The organism is Pedobacter frigoris, assembly GCF_005116445.1.
In the GTDB taxonomy this organism is placed as follows: domain Bacteria; phylum Bacteroidota; class Bacteroidia; order Sphingobacteriales; family Sphingobacteriaceae; genus Pedobacter; species Pedobacter frigoris.
The window spans coordinates 390,757-408,492 of sequence record NZ_SWBQ01000005.1 but is presented as its reverse complement, the minus strand read 5'-3'; the positions used below and the strand labels follow the sequence as shown (position 1 = coordinate 408,492).

Here is a 17,736-nt window from a genome sequence, read left to right as displayed (position 1 = left end):
AGTTCAAAATATTCTACAACTGGGGTTCTAGTTTCAGGTAAATTCTAAATACAGAACCTTTACCTGGATCACTTTCCACAGCAATCTTTCCACCGGAATTTTTCACAATCTCGCTCACCAGATATAAACCAACTCCAGAACCTTCAATCAATTCAGTAAGACGGTGATACTTGCTGAAGATAGTATCAAGATCCTTTTCAGCAATCCCGGTCCCATTATCGATAACACTGATGACCATAAAATCACCTTCCCTTTCGGTGCGGATATGAATTTCCGGCTTACGCTCAGGAGATTTGTATTTAATGGCATTACTCACCAGGTTATAGATCATACTGCGGAGCTTCCGCCTGACAAACACGATCTCAGAAACACCAATATCACTTTTGATCACAGCCCCGGATTCCTCGATCTGTGGCGCAAGGGTAAGCCTTACATCCTCAAGTATATGTTCAAAATCCAACAATTCTTCCACTGCCTGAAACCGGTGTTCCTTCAAGCGGGAAGTCGTCAGCTCGTCAATGATCTGCTGCATGTTAAATAGGCTGTTTTCTACCTTTTCCAGCAAAAGCGGGAATCTGTCCATTCCCTTTTCCGGTACTTTTTTAAGCATTTCAATACTGAGTCCCAGGCTGGTCAATGGGGTTTTTATGTCATGAGAAATCGTATCCAGCAACATTTCATGTTCTGCGATCAGTTTTTCCTGCTCTTTCAGGTCTTTAATCCTCCGGGTCACCTCCACAAACGTGATGATCACCCCGTTTGTCTTATTTTCTTTTTGCACCAAGTATGGCAGCACATTCATCTGGTACCAGCGCATATCCGTTGTCTGGATTTCCTTCTCCAGTATTTCACCGGTATCAATGACATGCTGGATATTATCTACAATGGCAGGGAACCGGAAGTTTTCCTTAATATCCGCAATCGGCCGGCCTACATCTGTTAAGGCCAGACTGAACTGTTTCATCGCCGGGGGAGTAAACTTCCGCAGGATCAGCTGGGCATCTACAAAAAGTTGCGGGATAATCGTGTTTCTGAAATAATTTTCGAGTTCGTCATTGAGCTCGATCAATGTACTGATCTGCTTAATTTTGTTTTCCATAACGGTAAGATAAAAGCCTCTTGGACAGGCGGTAGACAAACTGGATAGACAAAAAAAAACACCTGCTAAAAGCAGATGTTTTATCAATTATGATTGAAATCTAATTAGCTGATCTTAACATTAATTGCATTCAAGCCTTTTTTACCTTGCTCGATGTCATAGCTTACTGAATCATTCTCACGAATGTTGTCCATTAAACCAGAAGAATGAACAAAGATTTCGCTATCACCATTCGCTGGCACGATAAATCCAAAACCTTTTGTCTCATTGAAAAATTTTACTGTTCCTTGTTGCATTGTATTTTATTTAAATTATATCCAAAGATAAACAAATCTTTGAGATATAAAATTTTATTTTAAAATAATAAAAAATTTAGAATTATATTTTAACCAACAAAAGGCAAACAAAATATTTTTTTGAGTTGGATTGCGAGCTTTTCAGTCTCTAGATTCAGATGCTTAAAACACTTCAAACCCGACTATTATCCGGCAGCCAGTTCTCTATTGCTTTTTTGATCTGCCCCGAAGATAACTGCTCTTTCAAAGTCCTTTCAACCAGCCCCGGCAATTCTTCGTCCGAAGCAAAACGAAGTGCTGCAATTTGCCCGAAACTTAAATGTTCCTCCAGCGGCTCTAGCCTCCGGCCTGTCAAAGTGTAATATCGAAAGCGCATTTCCAGAACTACGCCCCGATTCTGAAGTGTAAGCGCATAATGCTGTCTAACCATAAAAGACAACCAGCCCAGCATTAAAAAGCTAATCGAGAGAAAGATCCACAATAGTGAATTGGCTTCATCAACAATTGCCTGCCTCACTGTAATTGCAATTAAAATCCCAACAATCGGATAAAACACAAAATGGTGAGGTGCATAATAACGGATGTGATTTTTATAGCTCTGCATCATCAAAATTAATTTCAAATAAATATACTAATATATGACCAGTAAACGTGAAGATATGCTTTACATAATCTGTGTTGTAGATGTATTCTAGTTTGTTACGGGTTTGCAGCGGATTTGCTACGGGTTTGGAGCGGGTTTGGTACGGCTAAAACCCGCTTCAAACCCGTTTAGCATCCGTACAAAATCTGCTGAAAATCTGCCACAAATCTAAGCCGACTACGAACTCTTCAAAAGCGAGGTAATAAACCGTTATACTTCCTTACACTTAAGAAACCGATTTATTTTTTGTTACCCTAAAAAATTTGCTTCTCAGAAAAGGCATAGCGTCTTTTTCACTTTTTCAGTGAAATTATGCAGCCTTTGAAGAGAACGTAAATTTTTCCCGTCTTTGAAAAGAACGTAAATTTTCCTATTTTTGCAGCGCATTAAACGCCATTTGCACCGGTATCAATGAATTATGAATAATTTCCAGACTTTACTTTACTATTGCTATAGTCCTATAGCTGATGCAGAACAATTTGCTGCTGATCACCTTACTTTTTGTAAATCTTTAAACCTTGTAGGCCGTATTATCGTCGCCGACGAAGGCTTAAACGGAACAGTATCGGGCACTCAGGAATCCTGCGAAGCCTATATGGCTGCTATTCACGCCGATGAAAGGTTTGCCGAAACTGACTTTAAAATCGACAACGTAGCTGAACCTTCTTTCATCAAAATGCATTGCCGCTACAAATCGGAAATTGTGCATTCAGGTCTGAGAGACCCTAATATTATCAATCCGAATAAGCAGACCGGCAAGCACCTTGAACCCGCTGAATTCCAGAAAATGATTGATCAGGAGGATGTAGTGATCCTAGACGTACGCTCTAACTATGAGCACAACCTCGGTAAGTTTAAAAATGCAGTAACACTGGATATCGAAAACTTCAGGGATTTTCCTGAGAAGATCAATGAACTGGCAAAATACAAAGACAAAAAAGTATTAACCTACTGTACTGGTGGCATCAAGTGCGAAAAAGCCTCAGCATTGTTATTGCATCATGGTTTTAATGATGTATACCAGCTTCACGGAGGGATCATTAAGTATGGTAAGGAAGCGGGCGGAGAGGATTTTGAAGGAAAATGCTATGTATTTGACAACAGGATTGCTGTAGAGGTAAACTCCGTGAATCCAAAAGTCATATCTACCTGCTACAACTGCGGAAAGGTGACACCTAAGATGATCAACTGTGCAAATCCGGAGTGCAATGAGCATGTTACCCAGTGCGATGAATGCGGTGATGATTTACAGGGATGCTGCTCTGTAGCATGCACAACCAATCCTCGCAAACGTCCGTATGACGGCACAGGTTATTATGTGAAAGTTCCTCAGCCGGTCAACACAGCAAAGAAATAGTAGCTTTTAATACCTATCTTAGCTATTAATGCACAACAGGTATATCAAATACATTTTACTTAAGTTCTTTTGTTTCATTTCAGTAAGCGCGCTGGCCGATGAAATCAAGAGCATTGGTGTACCTTATATCCAGAATTATCCCAAATCAGTCTACCTCTCCGGCAACCAGAACTGGTCTGTCACCAAGGATAAGAACGGGATCATGTATTTTGGCAACGCGCAGGGACTCCTAACCTACGATGGGAAGTACTGGCAGCAGTATAAAATGCCTAACCAACAAATCGTAAGATCTGTAGTTGCCGATGAACAAGGGACGATTTACGCTGGTGGTTTCGGAGAATTTGGATACTGGTCGAACAAAGACAGGCACCTCTCCTACACTTCACTCACTAAATTAATACCCAAACCACATAGCATAAAAGACGAGATCTGGAAGATTCATATTGATGGTAAACGTGTGATCTTTCAGTCTTTTTCGAGCATCTATATCTACGAAAACCAAAAGATATCCGTCATTAAGGGTCCATCTGCTTTCTTATTCCTACATAAAGTAGGCAGCAAATTCTATGTGGAAGCGCTCGGCAAAGGGTTATTTGAATTGTCGGGTAACAAACTGGTTGCACTCAAAAACAGTTCTGCAATCAATCCATCTGCAATTTTGACCATCCTGCCATATAAAAACGGGGGGCTATTGATCGGGACGAGTAAAGATGGCTTGTTCCTCTACGACGGGCAAAGTTTCAGTCCGTTAAATACACCTGCAAATGCATTTCTTAAGACCTATCAACTCAATAACGGCACCAGGATACTCAATAAATATTACGCCTTCGGCACCATTCTCAATGGAATCATCATCATAGATGAGAACGGAAATACTGTGCAGCGGATCAACAAATCCAGCGGTTTACAAAACAATACGGTGCTTAGTGTTTATGCTGATGATGACCAAAACTTGTGGGCAGGTCTTGACAATGGTATTGACAGGATCGAGTTAAATTCCCCCCTGTATTTCTATTTTGATAAAACAGGTCAGTTTGGCACAGTATATTCCAGTCTGATCTATAAAAACAACATTTATCTGGGCACCAATCAGGGCTTATTTTATAGTGCATGGACGGGCAGCAACATATTTAATGCATTTGATTTCAAACTCATCCCCAATTCCCAGGGACAGGTATGGGACTTGACACAAATAGACGGGCAACTTTTTTGCGGGCACAATGACGGCACTTTTAAAGTAAACGGTAATACCCTGGAAAGTATTTCGACTATAAAAGGGGGCTGGACAATTAAAAAACTGGCTTCCAATCCGGATTACCTGATACAGGGCACTTATAACGGACTGGTTTTGTTTGCCAAAGACGCTGCCGGGCAATGGAAATTCTACCATAAAATAGAAGGCTTTGGTGAACCTTCCAGATATGTGGAGCAGGATGCACGCGGAGACATATGGGTCAGTCATGCTTACAAGGGGTTCTACAAACTGACCCTCAGTGCCGATCTGAAAAAAGTAACCAGCACAAAAAGCTATAACGAAAAGAACGGCCTGCCCAGTGATTACAACATCAACATTTTCATTATTGAAAACCGGCTGATCTTCTCCTCTTCTAAAGGTTTTTTCATCTATGATGAGATCAGCAACCGCTTTTCACTCTATCGGGAACTCAATAAAGAACTTGGGGCATTCTCATCATCCAATAAAATCATCCAGGCGGGCAAAAGCAGGTATTGGTTCATTAATCATGGTAGAATGGGCCTGGTACATTTAAAAGAACCCGGTAAAATAGAAATAGACTCCAACCGCTTTAGTATCCTGGATGGCCGTATGGTTCAGTATTATGAGAACATCAGTAAGATCAGCAATGAAATTTATCTGATCAGCGTAGATGATGGCTTTGTGATTTATAATGCTACCAACGGACAGCAAACTGCATCAAAGATCAGGCTTCCCAAAGTGCTGATACGAAAAATAGAAGATGTTACAGATACTTATAGTACAATCAGTGAGGTCGGAAACTCCGGTGCTGAGATAGAAATCCCTTTCAGCAGAAATAACATCAGGATTTCTTATGCACTACCCTATTACAGACAGGCTAAAATTGAGTTTCAGTACTTCCTGGAAGGGTATTCCAAACAATGGTCTGACTGGAGCCCTGCATCTCAGAAAGATTTTACCAACTTAAGCCGGGGCACTTACACCTTAAAGGTAAAAGCTAAGATTAGTGAGGGTATTGTAAGTGACGTTACAGAGTTTGAGTTTACGATACTCCCTCCTTTTTATGCGAGCAACTGGGCGATCTTATGCTATCTTATTGTCCTTGTACTGCTGTTGATTTCATCTAAGCGTTTATATGAAAAGAAACTGAAAAAGGATAAGCATATCATCACAGACCGACTACAAGCGGAAAAAGAAGCCTACCTGAAAAAAGAAGCAGAAGCTACCGAAAGACAGATTATCAAATTGCAGACAGAGAAGCTACAGGTAGAGCTGGCGGGAAAAAACAGGGAACTGGCCAATTCGGCAATGAGCCTGGTTTACAAAAATGAGCTCCTTCAAAAGCTAAGTCAGGAGATCCTGAAACTGAAAGATTCAAGTGGCAAACCGCTTGCCGAAGACCAATTGAGAAAGATCCAAAAAGTGATCGATGAAGGGATGAATGATGAGCGCGACTGGAACTTATTTGAGAGCAGTTTCAATGAGGCCCATGAAAGTTTCTTTAAGAAATTGAAGGCTAATCATCCAGATCTGGTGCCGAATGATTTGAAGCTTTGCGCGTACCTTCATATGAACATGAGCAGTAAAGAAATGGCATCATTGTTAAACATTTCTTTGCGGGGGGTTGAGATCAGACGTTACAGGTTGCGTAAAAAGCTTGATGTGCCCCACGACAAGAACCTTGTAGAGTTCCTGATGGAGCTATAACACTACATCATTACCTCTCATGCCCTCTTTTTCCTTTTGGTAATTTTGTGTTTTAAAAGGCCTTGTTGTGTGGTGTATATATTTCAGCTGATTGGTCAATAACAAGGTTTTTAGCTGAACAACAGCCTTCCTTTATTTGTTTGAGATAGTAGAAATATGCGTACTGATGTATTAATGTAGAGGTGGTTTATTTGGTTTAGCGTTAATACTGATGGAAATTTAATCAACTAAAATAAACTCAAGCAGCATGAAAAGAATCTTTACAAAATTCTCTGTTTTTACTTTTCTATGTTTACTTTTTATGAACGCGGCATCTGCACAGAATATAACTGTGAAAGGTGTAATTACCGATGGGGCTGATAAGCTGCCTCTGCCGGGAGTTGGTGTTTTGGTAAAAGGAACTACAACGGGTACAACAACAGACGCATCGGGAAGTTACGCATTGAGCGCTCCTGCAAACGCAACACTGGTATTCACTTACATCGGATATACGACGAAAGAAATTCCAATAAACAATCAGACAACTATTAATGTACAGATGGGAGAATCCTCTCAGGACCTTGAAGGCGTGGTAGTCGTGGGTTACGGTACGCAGAGAAAACGTGACCTTACCGGCGCTATCACTCAGGTAAAGGGTGATGATATCGCTAAAATGCCAAATACAAACCCCCTATCTTCGTTACAGGGCAAAGTAGCAGGTCTGACTGTCGTAAATAGCGGAAGTCCTGGCGCGGCGCCAACAGTACGGATAAGAGGTGTAAATAGTACAAATAGCTCATCCCCTCTATACGTCGTTGATGGGGTGCATCAGAGCAACATTGATTACATTAACCCCGCCGACATCGAAAACATTGAGGTTTTAAGAGACCCTTCTTCACTTGCTATATTTGGATTGCAGGCAGGAAACGGAGTTATAGTGGTGACTACAAAAAGGGCGGCGAAAGGCGAAACGAGAGTTTCCCTGCAAAGTTCTGCCGGGGTACAAAAAGTAGTAAACACTATCGGCGTGACAAATGCGGCACAATTCAGAACGCTCTATGACACCTACCTTGCCGCCTCCGGTGCCGGACAGATGGATTATAGAAATTATACTGCTGATACTGATTGGCAAAAAGAAATACTGCGGTCGGCATTCCTAAGCAACAATAGCCTGACCATCTCCAACAGCGGAGAAAAAACCAGCACCTTAATTAATCTTGGTTATAATACACAAGAAGGTGTATTAAAGTTTGGCAGGTTTCAGCGGTACATCGCCAGGGTAAATGAAGACGTCAAAATCACGGATAACATCAAAGTTGGAGCTGATATTACCGGAAGTCACTGGAATCTTAATGGTTCAAGCGGCGATCTCAATAATGCGATTTGGGCCGCACCGATTGTCGGTGTACGGGAAAGCGAAACAGCATACTATGCCATGCCAAACTTTCAAAGGGCACAAGTAGGAAACCCTGTAGCGAGAATTTACCAAAACGACGGAAACAGCATCAATAAAGGTTATCGGGTGGTAGGAAGTTTATTTGGAGAAGTCAACTTTCTAAAGGATTTCAAATGGAGATCTCAGATTTATACAGATCTCGGTTTCAATAACAGCAGAGGTTACACAGGTTTACCTTTCACCGTAATCAACCTTGGCGAAGGAGCAGCCCCTACTGAATATTTTAATAATCCCAATGCAAGGACAAGCGTTAGACAGGCTTCAGACGAATACAGAAAGTTCCAGCAAGACCATACGCTTACTTATGAGAAGACATTAAATGAAGATCATAAAGTGACTGCTGTTGCGGGTTTCACTTCAATCTTTGAAAGCACTACATCACTATCTGGAGATAGAACTGATATAGGACTGAATATCCCTAACGATCCTTCGTTCTGGTATTTAGGCGTTTCAGACAAAAGTAACCCGAGCAATGTGACTGGCGGAGGTAGAGAAGTATCTTCAATGGGTTATTTTGCCAGAGTAAACTATAGTTTCCTGGAAAAATATCTTGTAAACGCAACCTATCGAAGAGATGGTATCTCAAGATTGGCTCCTCAAAACAGATGGGGTAATTTTGGCGGTGTTGGTTTAGGATGGGTTATATCAGAAGAGAGTTTCTTCAAGGACATAAAAGGTATAGACTTTTTGAAACTAAGAGGAGCATGGGGTACCGTAGGTAACGGGCAAGGTATTGCAGATTATATCTACCTGCCAGGACTCAGCACCTCCAATTCAGGGGTATTTGGGGACAACATTTATCCAGGCGTAGCGCCTGCCTATATTCCAGATCCAAATTTGAAATGGGAAGTAGTTCGGGGAACTGACCTCGGCCTTGATATCAGGGCATTAAACAACCGCTTAAGTGGAGAGATCAATTTATATGATAAAACTACTAAGGACATCATCACTCAAATTACCTTATTAAGCTCGAGCGGCAATACAAGTTACCGTACCAATCTTGGAACAATTACAAACCGTGGTGTGGAAGTTAGTCTGGGCTGGAACGATAAGATAGGAAGTGATTTTACCTATAATATATCTCCAAATTTTAGCTATAATAAAAATAAGGTGGAGTCCATTGGAAACAACATTAATTTCGTTCTTTTTGGCAATGGGGTAAATAACAGAACGGTCACAGGTGAATCCATTGGTCACTTTTATGGATTTAGACAAGTTGGTATCTATCAATCTACAGCAGATTTAGATAAGTTACCAAGAATGAGTACGTCTTTGCCGGGAGATATCGCGTATGAAGATGTAAACAAGGACGGTGTGATTACAGATGCAGATAAGGTAAATCTGGGTTCACCTTTTCCTACCTGGAACTACGGTCTGAATGTCAATCTTGGATACAAGGGCTTTGACCTTCTTCTTCAGGGACAAGGTGTAGCAGGAAATTATGTTTATACACAGCGAAGAACAGCTCAATTCACTGATGTCAATTATGAAATCAACAGAATAAACGCATGGACCGGTCCCGGCACAAGCAATATCGAGCCCACACTTGTAAGGAGAGGCAACAATTACCTGATGAGTACATATTATCTGGAACCTGGCGATTATTTCCGTTTGCGTACTGTTCAGATGGGCTATACCTTTAAGCCAGAGGCGCTCCAAAAAGCCGGTGTTAAAAATCTACGTCTATACGTAAGCGGGCAAAATATACATACCTGGTCTAAAACAACAGGTTATTCACCTGAGGTTCCAATAAGCAACATATTGGGAGGCGGAGCAGATAACGGAGTATACCCACTTCCAGCTGTCTATACATTTGGCATAAATGTTACTTTTTAATTGAATCATTATAATATCAGACAATGAAAACATATATAAAAACCAGTAAAAATTTCTGCATTGCGATTCTTGCAATGGCAGCAATAGGTATATTGGGTGGCTGTAAAAAAGATTTCCTTGATCGTAAACCACAGGGTGCCTATACCTCTGATACCTATCCTTATCCTAAAGGATCAGGACCATTTGACGGAGAGATATTTGCTGCTTATGATATTTTAAGGTCATACGATTGTTCGGGAAGTGGATTTATAGCCGCCACGGGAATAAGAAGTGACGATGCAGATAAAGGTAGTACCCCAACTGATGGCCCGACTTCGCTTGAAATGGATAATTTCACCATCACTCCATCCAACGTGTTGGTGAATGATTTATGGAGAGGATATTTTAATGTAATAGGAAAGTGTAATATCGTACTCGATAAAGTAACTAAGGACCAGGATCCGGGTACTCCAGCTGAGTCTAAAGTTTATGCAGAGGCGGAAGCTAAATTTTTGCGCGGCTATTCCTATTTTATGTTGGTGCGTCTCTTTGGAAGAGTGCCGTTAATCGATAAATTATATGATGATCCGGTAGCGCAATCTAATGTTAAACAAAGTGAACCGGCGGCTATTTATACGCTAATAGAAAGTGATCTCCAGTTTGCAGGCGCTAGTCTTCCTCCAAGTTGGGACGCTTCCAAGTTTCCAGGCCGTGCCACTAAGGGCTCTGCTAACGGAATATTAGCCAAGGTGTATTTGACCAGGCAAAACTGGGGAATGGCCATGAGCACTGCAAACCTTGTCATGACTTCTGGCAATTACGACCTGCTTATTCCTTACGATGACATATTCAAAGAAACCGGAGAAAACAGCAAGGAATCAGTATTTGAACTCCAGGCTACCGCAAGTCTAACTGAGAAAAGAGCCAATGGAAGTCAGTTCGCGAGCATACAAGCCGTGAGGGGAACTGGCATCTGGAATTTAGGCTGGGGGTTCAACATACCTAATACCAGACTGGAAGCTGCTTATGAAACTCCCAATGACCCTAGAAAGGCAAGAACATTCTTATACGCAGGCGGAACATCTGTTTTCGGAGAAGCAGTTCCTGCTTCATTACCAAATACACGCTATAATCACAAAATACACAGTAACCCTGCAACAAGAAATGCCATATTGGACAATTTCAGTTATTGGATGAACATCAGGATTCTGCGCTATGCAGATGTGGTATTGATGTATGCAGAGGCCGCCAATGAACTAGGTGGAACTGCTAATACTACAGCGGCTTTAAAAGCACTGAATGATGTTAGAAAAAGGGCCAGAGGCAGTAATGCGGGTATTCTGCCAGACATCACAACTACAGATCAGACCCAATTGCGGAGTGCAATTCGTCAGGAGAGAAGAATAGAGCTTGCAATGGAGCACGACAGATTCTTCGACCTGGTACGTTGGGGAACAGCCTCTGAAGCATTTCAGCAGGCGGGCAAAGCATTTGTACCCGGGAAACATGAGCTGCTGCCTATTCCTGCAGCTCAAATTGAGATCAGCAAAAACGTTCTTACACAAAACTTTGGTTATAACTAAACTCAAAAGGACATGAATTTTTCAAAATCATATATAAGAGAGATTTCATTTGGCATCATGATTTACGCCCTAATCTTCTCTGCTTGTAAAAAAAGTGATAATCCAAACAACCTCCCTGATGTCAATCCTTCAGATTATGAGGGAACAATAGAAGGCTACAGAAGCGCTGACGAGATTTATCCAAAAAACCTAAAGGCCTATTGGTCATTCGATGACACAAACAACGAACTGAAATCAGGAAGTGCTCCAACACAAGCGAGCAATAACACTTTCGTGCCGGGAATGAAAGGAAAATCATTAAAACTTAGTGCCGGGTATCTATATTATGCAAAGCAATTAGATGCTTTCAAAACCGACTCTTTAAAAAGTTTTACCATTAGCAGCTGGATTCAGATTACAAATAATGGATCTAAAAAAACAATGCTAATGACCTTAACACGTCCTGGATCTTTAGACGGAAGCTTCGAATACCGGTTGAACACCAATGAGCTTCCTGCCACCAACACAGACGTGATAAAAGTTGGCCCACGCTTCAGAACTATTGGCGGAGGATATCAAGACAACCTCAATGCCTCATTATCACCAAAGATCGGCGCGACAGTATGGACTCATCTGGTATTAACTTATGATGGCACTACGGGCATTTTCAAGGAGTGGGGTAACGGTATAGAGATTGGTTCATACAACAATCGCGGAACAGGGAATAACCTTTTTAAAGCATACGAGCCTAGCGAATTTATCATAGGAGCTACCTATAGCCAAATTCCTGGTAAAGAAATTGGAACAAACGTAACCTACGCTGCCATGACGGGAAATATTGATGAATTAAGAATTTTCAATACGGTAATTTCAGACGCACACATTAAAGCTTTATACAACCTGGGACTCGCAGGTAAATAATATTACCAGAAGGGTATTCAGCTGAACAATATTCATGCGGAATACCCTTTAATTTATTCATTCAAAATAATCATTAATGATGAGAAAAAATCTAAGGTTTTCAGCGTTGTGCTTTGGCTTGCTGGTATTGGTATTTAGCTGCAAAAAAAACAGTACACCTGTCGCTGGTTCTTCAAATGCTTCCTTATCATTTACCGTTGATGGCATCTATAATGGTACACTAAACTATGCAGTAAGTGCGAAACCGGTTATTAAATTCAGCTTTACAGAAGCTATAAACACTTCCACCATAGCTGCTGCCATTAAATTGGCTGACAATAGCAGTAATGCCATAAATTATACTTCTACGGTGCAGGATGCTGATAAAACAATCACCATTACACCTCAAAATAATTTACCTGGTTTTGCAAAATACACCTTGTCTGTCAGCAATGCGCTACTTTCTGCTAAAGGCGGTAAACTGATCAATCCTGTCAATATCATTCTGAGTACAGGTATGGATGACACGGATAAATTTCCCCGCATTTCTGATGATGAGCTGCTGACGCTCGTTCAGCAAAAAACATTTAAGTATTTCTATGATTTTGGGCATCCGGTAAGTGGGTTGGCAAGAGAAAGAAATACTTCCGGTAATACGGTTACTTCAGGAGGTTCAGGTTTTGGCGTTATGGCCCTGGTTACAGGTGTCCACCGTAACTTCATTTCGAGGGCTGAAGGGCTTTCAAGGATGCAAAAGATTGTAGACTTTCTCAAAAATAAAGCCACCAGATTTCATGGTGCTTACCCGCACTGGATAGATGGAAATACAGGAGTCGCCCTCCCATTCAGCACAAAAGACAATGGTGGTGACTTGGTAGAGACTTCTCTATTGATGCAGGGACTCATCACTGCACGCCAGTATTTTTCTAATGGCGATGCTGCAGAAACAACTTTACGAAATGACATAACCGCCATCTACAACGGTGTAGAATGGGACTGGTATAAAAAAGACAATAGCAATGTGCTGTACTGGCACTGGAGTCCGCAGTACAATTGGGAGATGAACCTTCCAGTCTCCGGCTGGAACGAATGTCTCATTACTTATGTGATGGCCGCTTCTTCCACAACGCATACGATACCAAAAACAGTGTATGACAATGGCTGGGCAAAAAACGGAGCTATAAAAAATGGCAATAGTTACTTTGGTGTACAGTTGCCTTTGGGGTCGACTAACGGAGGTCCGCTCTTCTTCTCCCACTATTCATTTATGGGCATCAACCCCAATGGACTAACTGATGCTTATGCCAACTATGAAACACAGACACGTGCCCACACGCTGATCAACTATAAATACTGTGCGGCCAATCCAAAAAAATATGCAGGATACAGTGAAAACTGCTGGGGGCTTACAGCCAGCGATATACCGAATGGTTATACGGCCAGCTCACCTGAAAATGACAGGAGCGTGATTGCTCCTACCGCAGCGCTTTCTTCATTTCCATATACACCGACAGAATCCATGCAGGCGCTTAAATTCTTTTACTATAAACTGGGTGACAAGCTGTTTAAGGATTATGGTTTTGTAGATGCATTTTCTATACAAGAACAATGGTTTGCCACTTCTACCCTCGCTATTGATCAGGGACCTATCATCGTGATGATAGAAAACCACAGGAGCAAACTACTTTGGAATTTATTTATGAGCGCACCTGAGGTAAAAGCAGGTATGCTAAAACTGGGTTTTAGCAGCGCCAGTCTTTAATTGATGAACATGAAACGAAACTTACTTTTTACACCGATACTACTTGCTATAACACTGATTACCAATATTGCCTGTGCCCAGAAAAAAGCTGAAGCTGGTAAAAATGAAGGGATAAAACCTGAAATGAAGATCCAGAAAAATCTGACTGACGATCAGCTGCTGGATCTGGTACAAAAGCAGACCTTCAGGTATTTTTGGGATTTCGGTCACCCAGTAAGCGGTATGGCACGTGAACGAAGCAATGAATCGTTCAATTATGGCAGCGAGGTAGTCACAACAGGAGGTACTGGTTTTGGTGTCATGTCCATCATAGTTGCGGCCGAGCGCAAATTCATCACCCGTGGGCAAGCGGCAGCCAGAACTAAAAAGATTGTAGATTTCCTGTATAAAGCAGACATGTACCATGGTGCTTTTCCCCATTGGCTGGATGGTGCTACCGGCAAAACCATCCGCTTCAGCTTGAAAGATGATGGTGCTGATATTGTAGAAACCGCCTTTCTATTTCAGGGACTGTTGACGGCCAGGGAATACTACACTGAAAAAAATCCGGTAGAGAACAGCATCAGGAGTAAGATCAGTCAATTGTGGGAAGCAATAGAATGGAATTGGTTCACTCAAAATCAAAACATGCTGTATTGGCATTGGAGCCCCAATAATGGTTGGGCCATGAACCACCAGATCAGGGGATATAATGAGTGTCTGATTACTTACATCCTGGCCGCGGGTGCGCAGCGCTTTCCTGTAAACAGACAGGTATATGCAGATGGCTGGGCACAGGGCAGACATTTTTTAAATGGCAAAAAGTATTACGACATCAACCTCCCCTTGGGGATGGATTTTGGCGGACCGCTATTTTTCACACACTATTCCTTCACCGGACTTGATCCGAGAGGACTGAAAGACCAGTATGCAGATTACTGGGAGCAAAATAAAAACCATACTCTAATCAACCGGGCTTACTGCATTGACAATCCGAAGAAATTTAAGGGCTATGGTGCCAATAACTGGGGGCTTACTGCTTCTGACAGCTGGTCCGGATATGACGCCCACTCTCCAACAAATGATCATGGTGTGATTACTCCTACTGCTGCGTTGTCATCGTTCCCCTATACACCGGAATATTCTATGCAGGCTTTAAAACATTTCTACTTTGATATGGGCGACAAGCTATGGAGTGAGTACGGATTTATAGATGCATTTAGTGAAGAGAAAAACTGGCATGCAAAATCACATCTGGCGATTGATCAGGGCCCTATCATTGTGATGATTGAAAATTACAGGACGGGTTTATTGTGGAACCTTTTCATGAAAAGCTTACCGGCGGTAAATGGGCTGATGCGCCTGGGCTTTACCAGTCCGGCATTAAAAAAATATGAACCCACCGTGATCAAGCCCTAATTTAATACACACGAGTAAAACACACTACAATGAAAGCAACATACTTACTTATCCTAGGCATATTTTTTAGTTCGCTAAGCTTAAAAGCGCAACAAAAAAAGAGTGTTTCGGCAGCCGATCAGAAAATGAACACCTTTATCAATGGACTGTTGTCTAAAATGACACTGGATGAAAAGATTGGACAACTGAACCTGCTGACAGGTGGTGAAGCAACTACGGGATCAGTAATGAGTATGGACGTAGAGAACAAGATCAAAAAAGGCCAGGTTGGCGGTATGTTTAGCTTTACCACTCCTCAAAAGATCCGCAAGGCTCAGGAGATCGCTGTAACTCAAACCAGGCTTAAAATCCCAATTATATTTGGTCAGGATGTCATCCATGGCTATAAAACCACCTTTCCTATTCCACTTGCATTGTCCAGCACCTGGGATATGTCTCTTGTTGAAAAAACTGCGCGCATTGCCGCTATAGAGGCTACAGCAGACGGGATCAACTGGACTTTCTCTCCTATGGTAGATATTTCAAGGGATCCGAGGTGGGGCAGAATATCTGAAGGCTCAGGAGAAGACACTTATCTGGGTTCTCAAATTGCAAGAGCGATGGTAAGAGGCTACCAGGGCGATGATCTTTCAAAATACAACACCATGATGGCTTGCGTAAAACACTTTGCACTCTATGGAGCTGCTGAAGGCGGAAGGGATTATAACACCACTGACATGAGTCTGGACAGAATGTACAATGAATATCTCCCTCCTTATAAAGCAGCTGTGGATGCAGGCGCGGGAAGCATCATGACTTCCTTCAACGACATCAACGGGATACCGGCTACAGCTAATAAATGGCTGATGACAGACCTGCTGCGTAGGCAATGGGGATTTAAAGGATTTGTAGTAACGGATTATACTGCTGTAAATGAATTGGTAGACCATGGTTTGGGTGACTTGCAGGCTGTTTCTGCACTTTCACTAAATGCGGGTGTGGAAATGGACATGGTAGGCGAAGGATTTTTGACTACTTTAAAAAAATCAGTTCAGGAAGGCAAAGTAAAAGAACAGCAAATCACGAATGCCTGCCGATTGATTCTTGAGGCTAAATATAAACTGGGCCTGTTTGAAGATCCGTTCCGTTACTGCAATGAAGAACGTGCAAAAACAGAAATACTAAAGCCAGAGCATTTGCAATTCGCACGTGAGGCTGCTACTCAATCTTTTGTATTGCTTAAAAACGCCAATCAAACCCTGCCGCTCAAAAAGACCGGCACAATTGCTTTAATTGGCCCTTTAGCTAATTCGGGTCCTAATATGCCTGGTACCTGGAGTGTAAACAGTGATCTTGCCAATACTGCTTCTCTTCTGGACGGCATGAAAGCAACTTTAGGTGCAAATGTAAAAATTCTGCATAGCCTGGGTTCTAACCTGATTGCTGATGCAGAATATCAGAAAAGAGCGACCATGTTTGGCCGTGATATTCCAAGGGACAGCAGACCTGAAGAGGACATCATCAGAGAAGCTGTTGACATCGCAAAAAAATCAGATGTAGTTGTCGCCGCACTGGGAGAATCTTCTGAAATGAGTGGGGAAAGCTCTTCACGTACCAATCTTGAAATTCCTGATGTGCAAAAAAGCCTGCTGCAGGCACTGCTTAAAACCGGCAAGCCAGTAGTGTTGGTACTCTTTACCGGGCGACCACTGGTGCTCAACTGGGAAAATGAAAATGTACCTGCCATCCTGAATGTATGGTTCGGCGGTACTGAAACTGCAAAGGCCATTACTGATGTGTTGTTTGGTGACATTAACCCTTCAGGAAAACTGACTGCTACTTTTCCTCAGAATGTTGGACAAATACCGCTTTACTATGCACACAAGAATACCGGAAGGCCTCTTCCTGACGGAAAATGGTTTAGTAAATTCCGCTCCAATTATCTGGATGTAAGCAATGAGCCTCTCTATCCATTCGGATATGGCCTAAGCTACACAACATTCGCTTACAGCGATCTTAAATTGAGTAAATCCAGCTTCAAGCCGGGAGAAAGCATTACTGCAAGCATCATCGTCACGAATACCGGCCAGCTGGCCGGAAAGGAAGTGGTGCAGCTTTATATCAGAGATCTTGCGGGCTCTTCTACACGTCCTGTTAAGGAATTAAAAGGCTTCCAGAAAATCAGCCTCGCTGCAGGCGAAAGTAAAACTGTGACCTTCAAAATTAGTGCAGAAGATTTGAAATTCTACAATTCTGAATTAAAGTTTATCGCTGAACCTGGAGACTTTAATTTATTTATTGGGGCCAATTCCAAGGATGTAAGTACAATTAAGTTTACGTTACGCTAAAGCGATCATTATGCTGAGACCTCATGTTATAGGCCCCTCGTCTTTCCGATGCTACAACACGTTGTCATCCCGAGGAACCGAGGGATCTCTTGTTCATGCATAGCTTAAAACATCTCTCCTACAGCCTGTGCTGAACTTGTTTCAGTATCGAGAGGACGACCGCTTCAGAGATAACTGTCATTGGGCACCGCGCATAACTGCGCGGTCAGATGACGAACG

General features: G+C 42.1%; 11 protein-coding genes. 8 read left to right on the top strand and 3 right to left on the bottom strand.

The window, feature by feature from the left end:
* Nucleotides 1-13: 13 nt before the first annotated feature.
* The 3 genes from FA047_RS17800 to FA047_RS17790 all read right to left on the bottom strand — a co-directional run bounded on the left by FA047_RS17800 (nt 14) and on the right by FA047_RS17790 (nt 2,002).
* Complete coding sequence (locus FA047_RS17800; RefSeq protein WP_136837428.1) at nt 14-1,099, bottom strand: sensor histidine kinase; 1,086 nt, start codon at nt 1,097-1,099, stop codon at nt 14-16.
* A 104-nt stretch (nt 1,100-1,203) separates the two neighbouring features.
* Nucleotides 1,204-1,395, bottom strand: coding sequence for a cold-shock protein (locus FA047_RS17795; RefSeq protein ID WP_048905418.1), 192 nt, complete (start codon nt 1,393-1,395; stop codon nt 1,204-1,206).
* A gap of 172 nt (nt 1,396-1,567) precedes the next feature.
* Nucleotides 1,568-2,002, bottom strand: coding sequence for a DUF6526 family protein (locus tag FA047_RS17790; protein WP_225872777.1), 435 nt, complete (start codon nt 2,000-2,002; stop codon nt 1,568-1,570).
* 454 nt (nt 2,003-2,456) lie between these two features.
* Here FA047_RS17790 and trhO point away from each other — a divergent pair, with 454 nt between their 5' ends.
* The 8 genes from trhO (at nt 2,457) to bglX (ending at nt 17,517) form a co-directional block, all read left to right on the top strand.
* Nucleotides 2,457-3,395, top strand: a complete 939-nt coding sequence (gene trhO, locus FA047_RS17785; protein WP_136837427.1) for an oxygen-dependent tRNA uridine(34) hydroxylase TrhO — start codon at nt 2,457-2,459, stop codon at nt 3,393-3,395.
* 28 nt (nt 3,396-3,423) lie between these two features.
* Entirely contained in the window at nt 3,424-6,318 is a 2,895-nt protein-coding gene (locus FA047_RS17780) for a triple tyrosine motif-containing protein (protein ID WP_136837426.1), read from the top strand.
* Nucleotides 6,319-6,565: 247 nt separating this feature from the next.
* Nucleotides 6,566-9,589 (top strand): SusC/RagA family TonB-linked outer membrane protein, encoded by a 3,024-nt coding sequence (locus FA047_RS17775; protein WP_136837425.1) that lies wholly within the window; start codon nt 6,566-6,568, stop codon nt 9,587-9,589.
* Nucleotides 9,590-9,612: 23 nt separating this feature from the next.
* Nucleotides 9,613-11,151 carry a RagB/SusD family nutrient uptake outer membrane protein gene (locus tag FA047_RS17770; protein WP_136837424.1) on the top strand — a complete coding sequence of 513 codons (1,539 nt, stop codon included), beginning with the start codon at nt 9,613-9,615 and terminating at the stop codon, nt 11,149-11,151.
* Nucleotides 11,152-11,163: 12 nt separating this feature from the next.
* A complete protein-coding gene (locus FA047_RS17765) occupies nt 11,164-12,051 on the top strand; it encodes a LamG-like jellyroll fold domain-containing protein (protein ID WP_136837423.1) in 888 nt (295 codons plus the stop codon).
* 76 nt (nt 12,052-12,127) lie between these two features.
* Complete coding sequence (locus FA047_RS17760) at nt 12,128-13,792, top strand: glucoamylase family protein (RefSeq protein WP_136837422.1); 1,665 nt, start codon at nt 12,128-12,130, stop codon at nt 13,790-13,792.
* Between the two features lie 9 nt (nt 13,793-13,801).
* Nucleotides 13,802-15,190: a glucoamylase family protein gene (locus FA047_RS17755; RefSeq protein ID WP_136837421.1), complete on the top strand. Its 1,389-nt coding sequence runs from the start codon at nt 13,802-13,804 to the stop codon at nt 15,188-15,190.
* Between the two features lie 29 nt (nt 15,191-15,219).
* Complete coding sequence (gene bglX, locus FA047_RS17750) at nt 15,220-17,517, top strand: beta-glucosidase BglX (RefSeq protein ID WP_136837420.1); 2,298 nt, start codon at nt 15,220-15,222, stop codon at nt 17,515-17,517.
* The last annotated feature ends 219 nt before the right edge of the window (nt 17,518-17,736 follow it).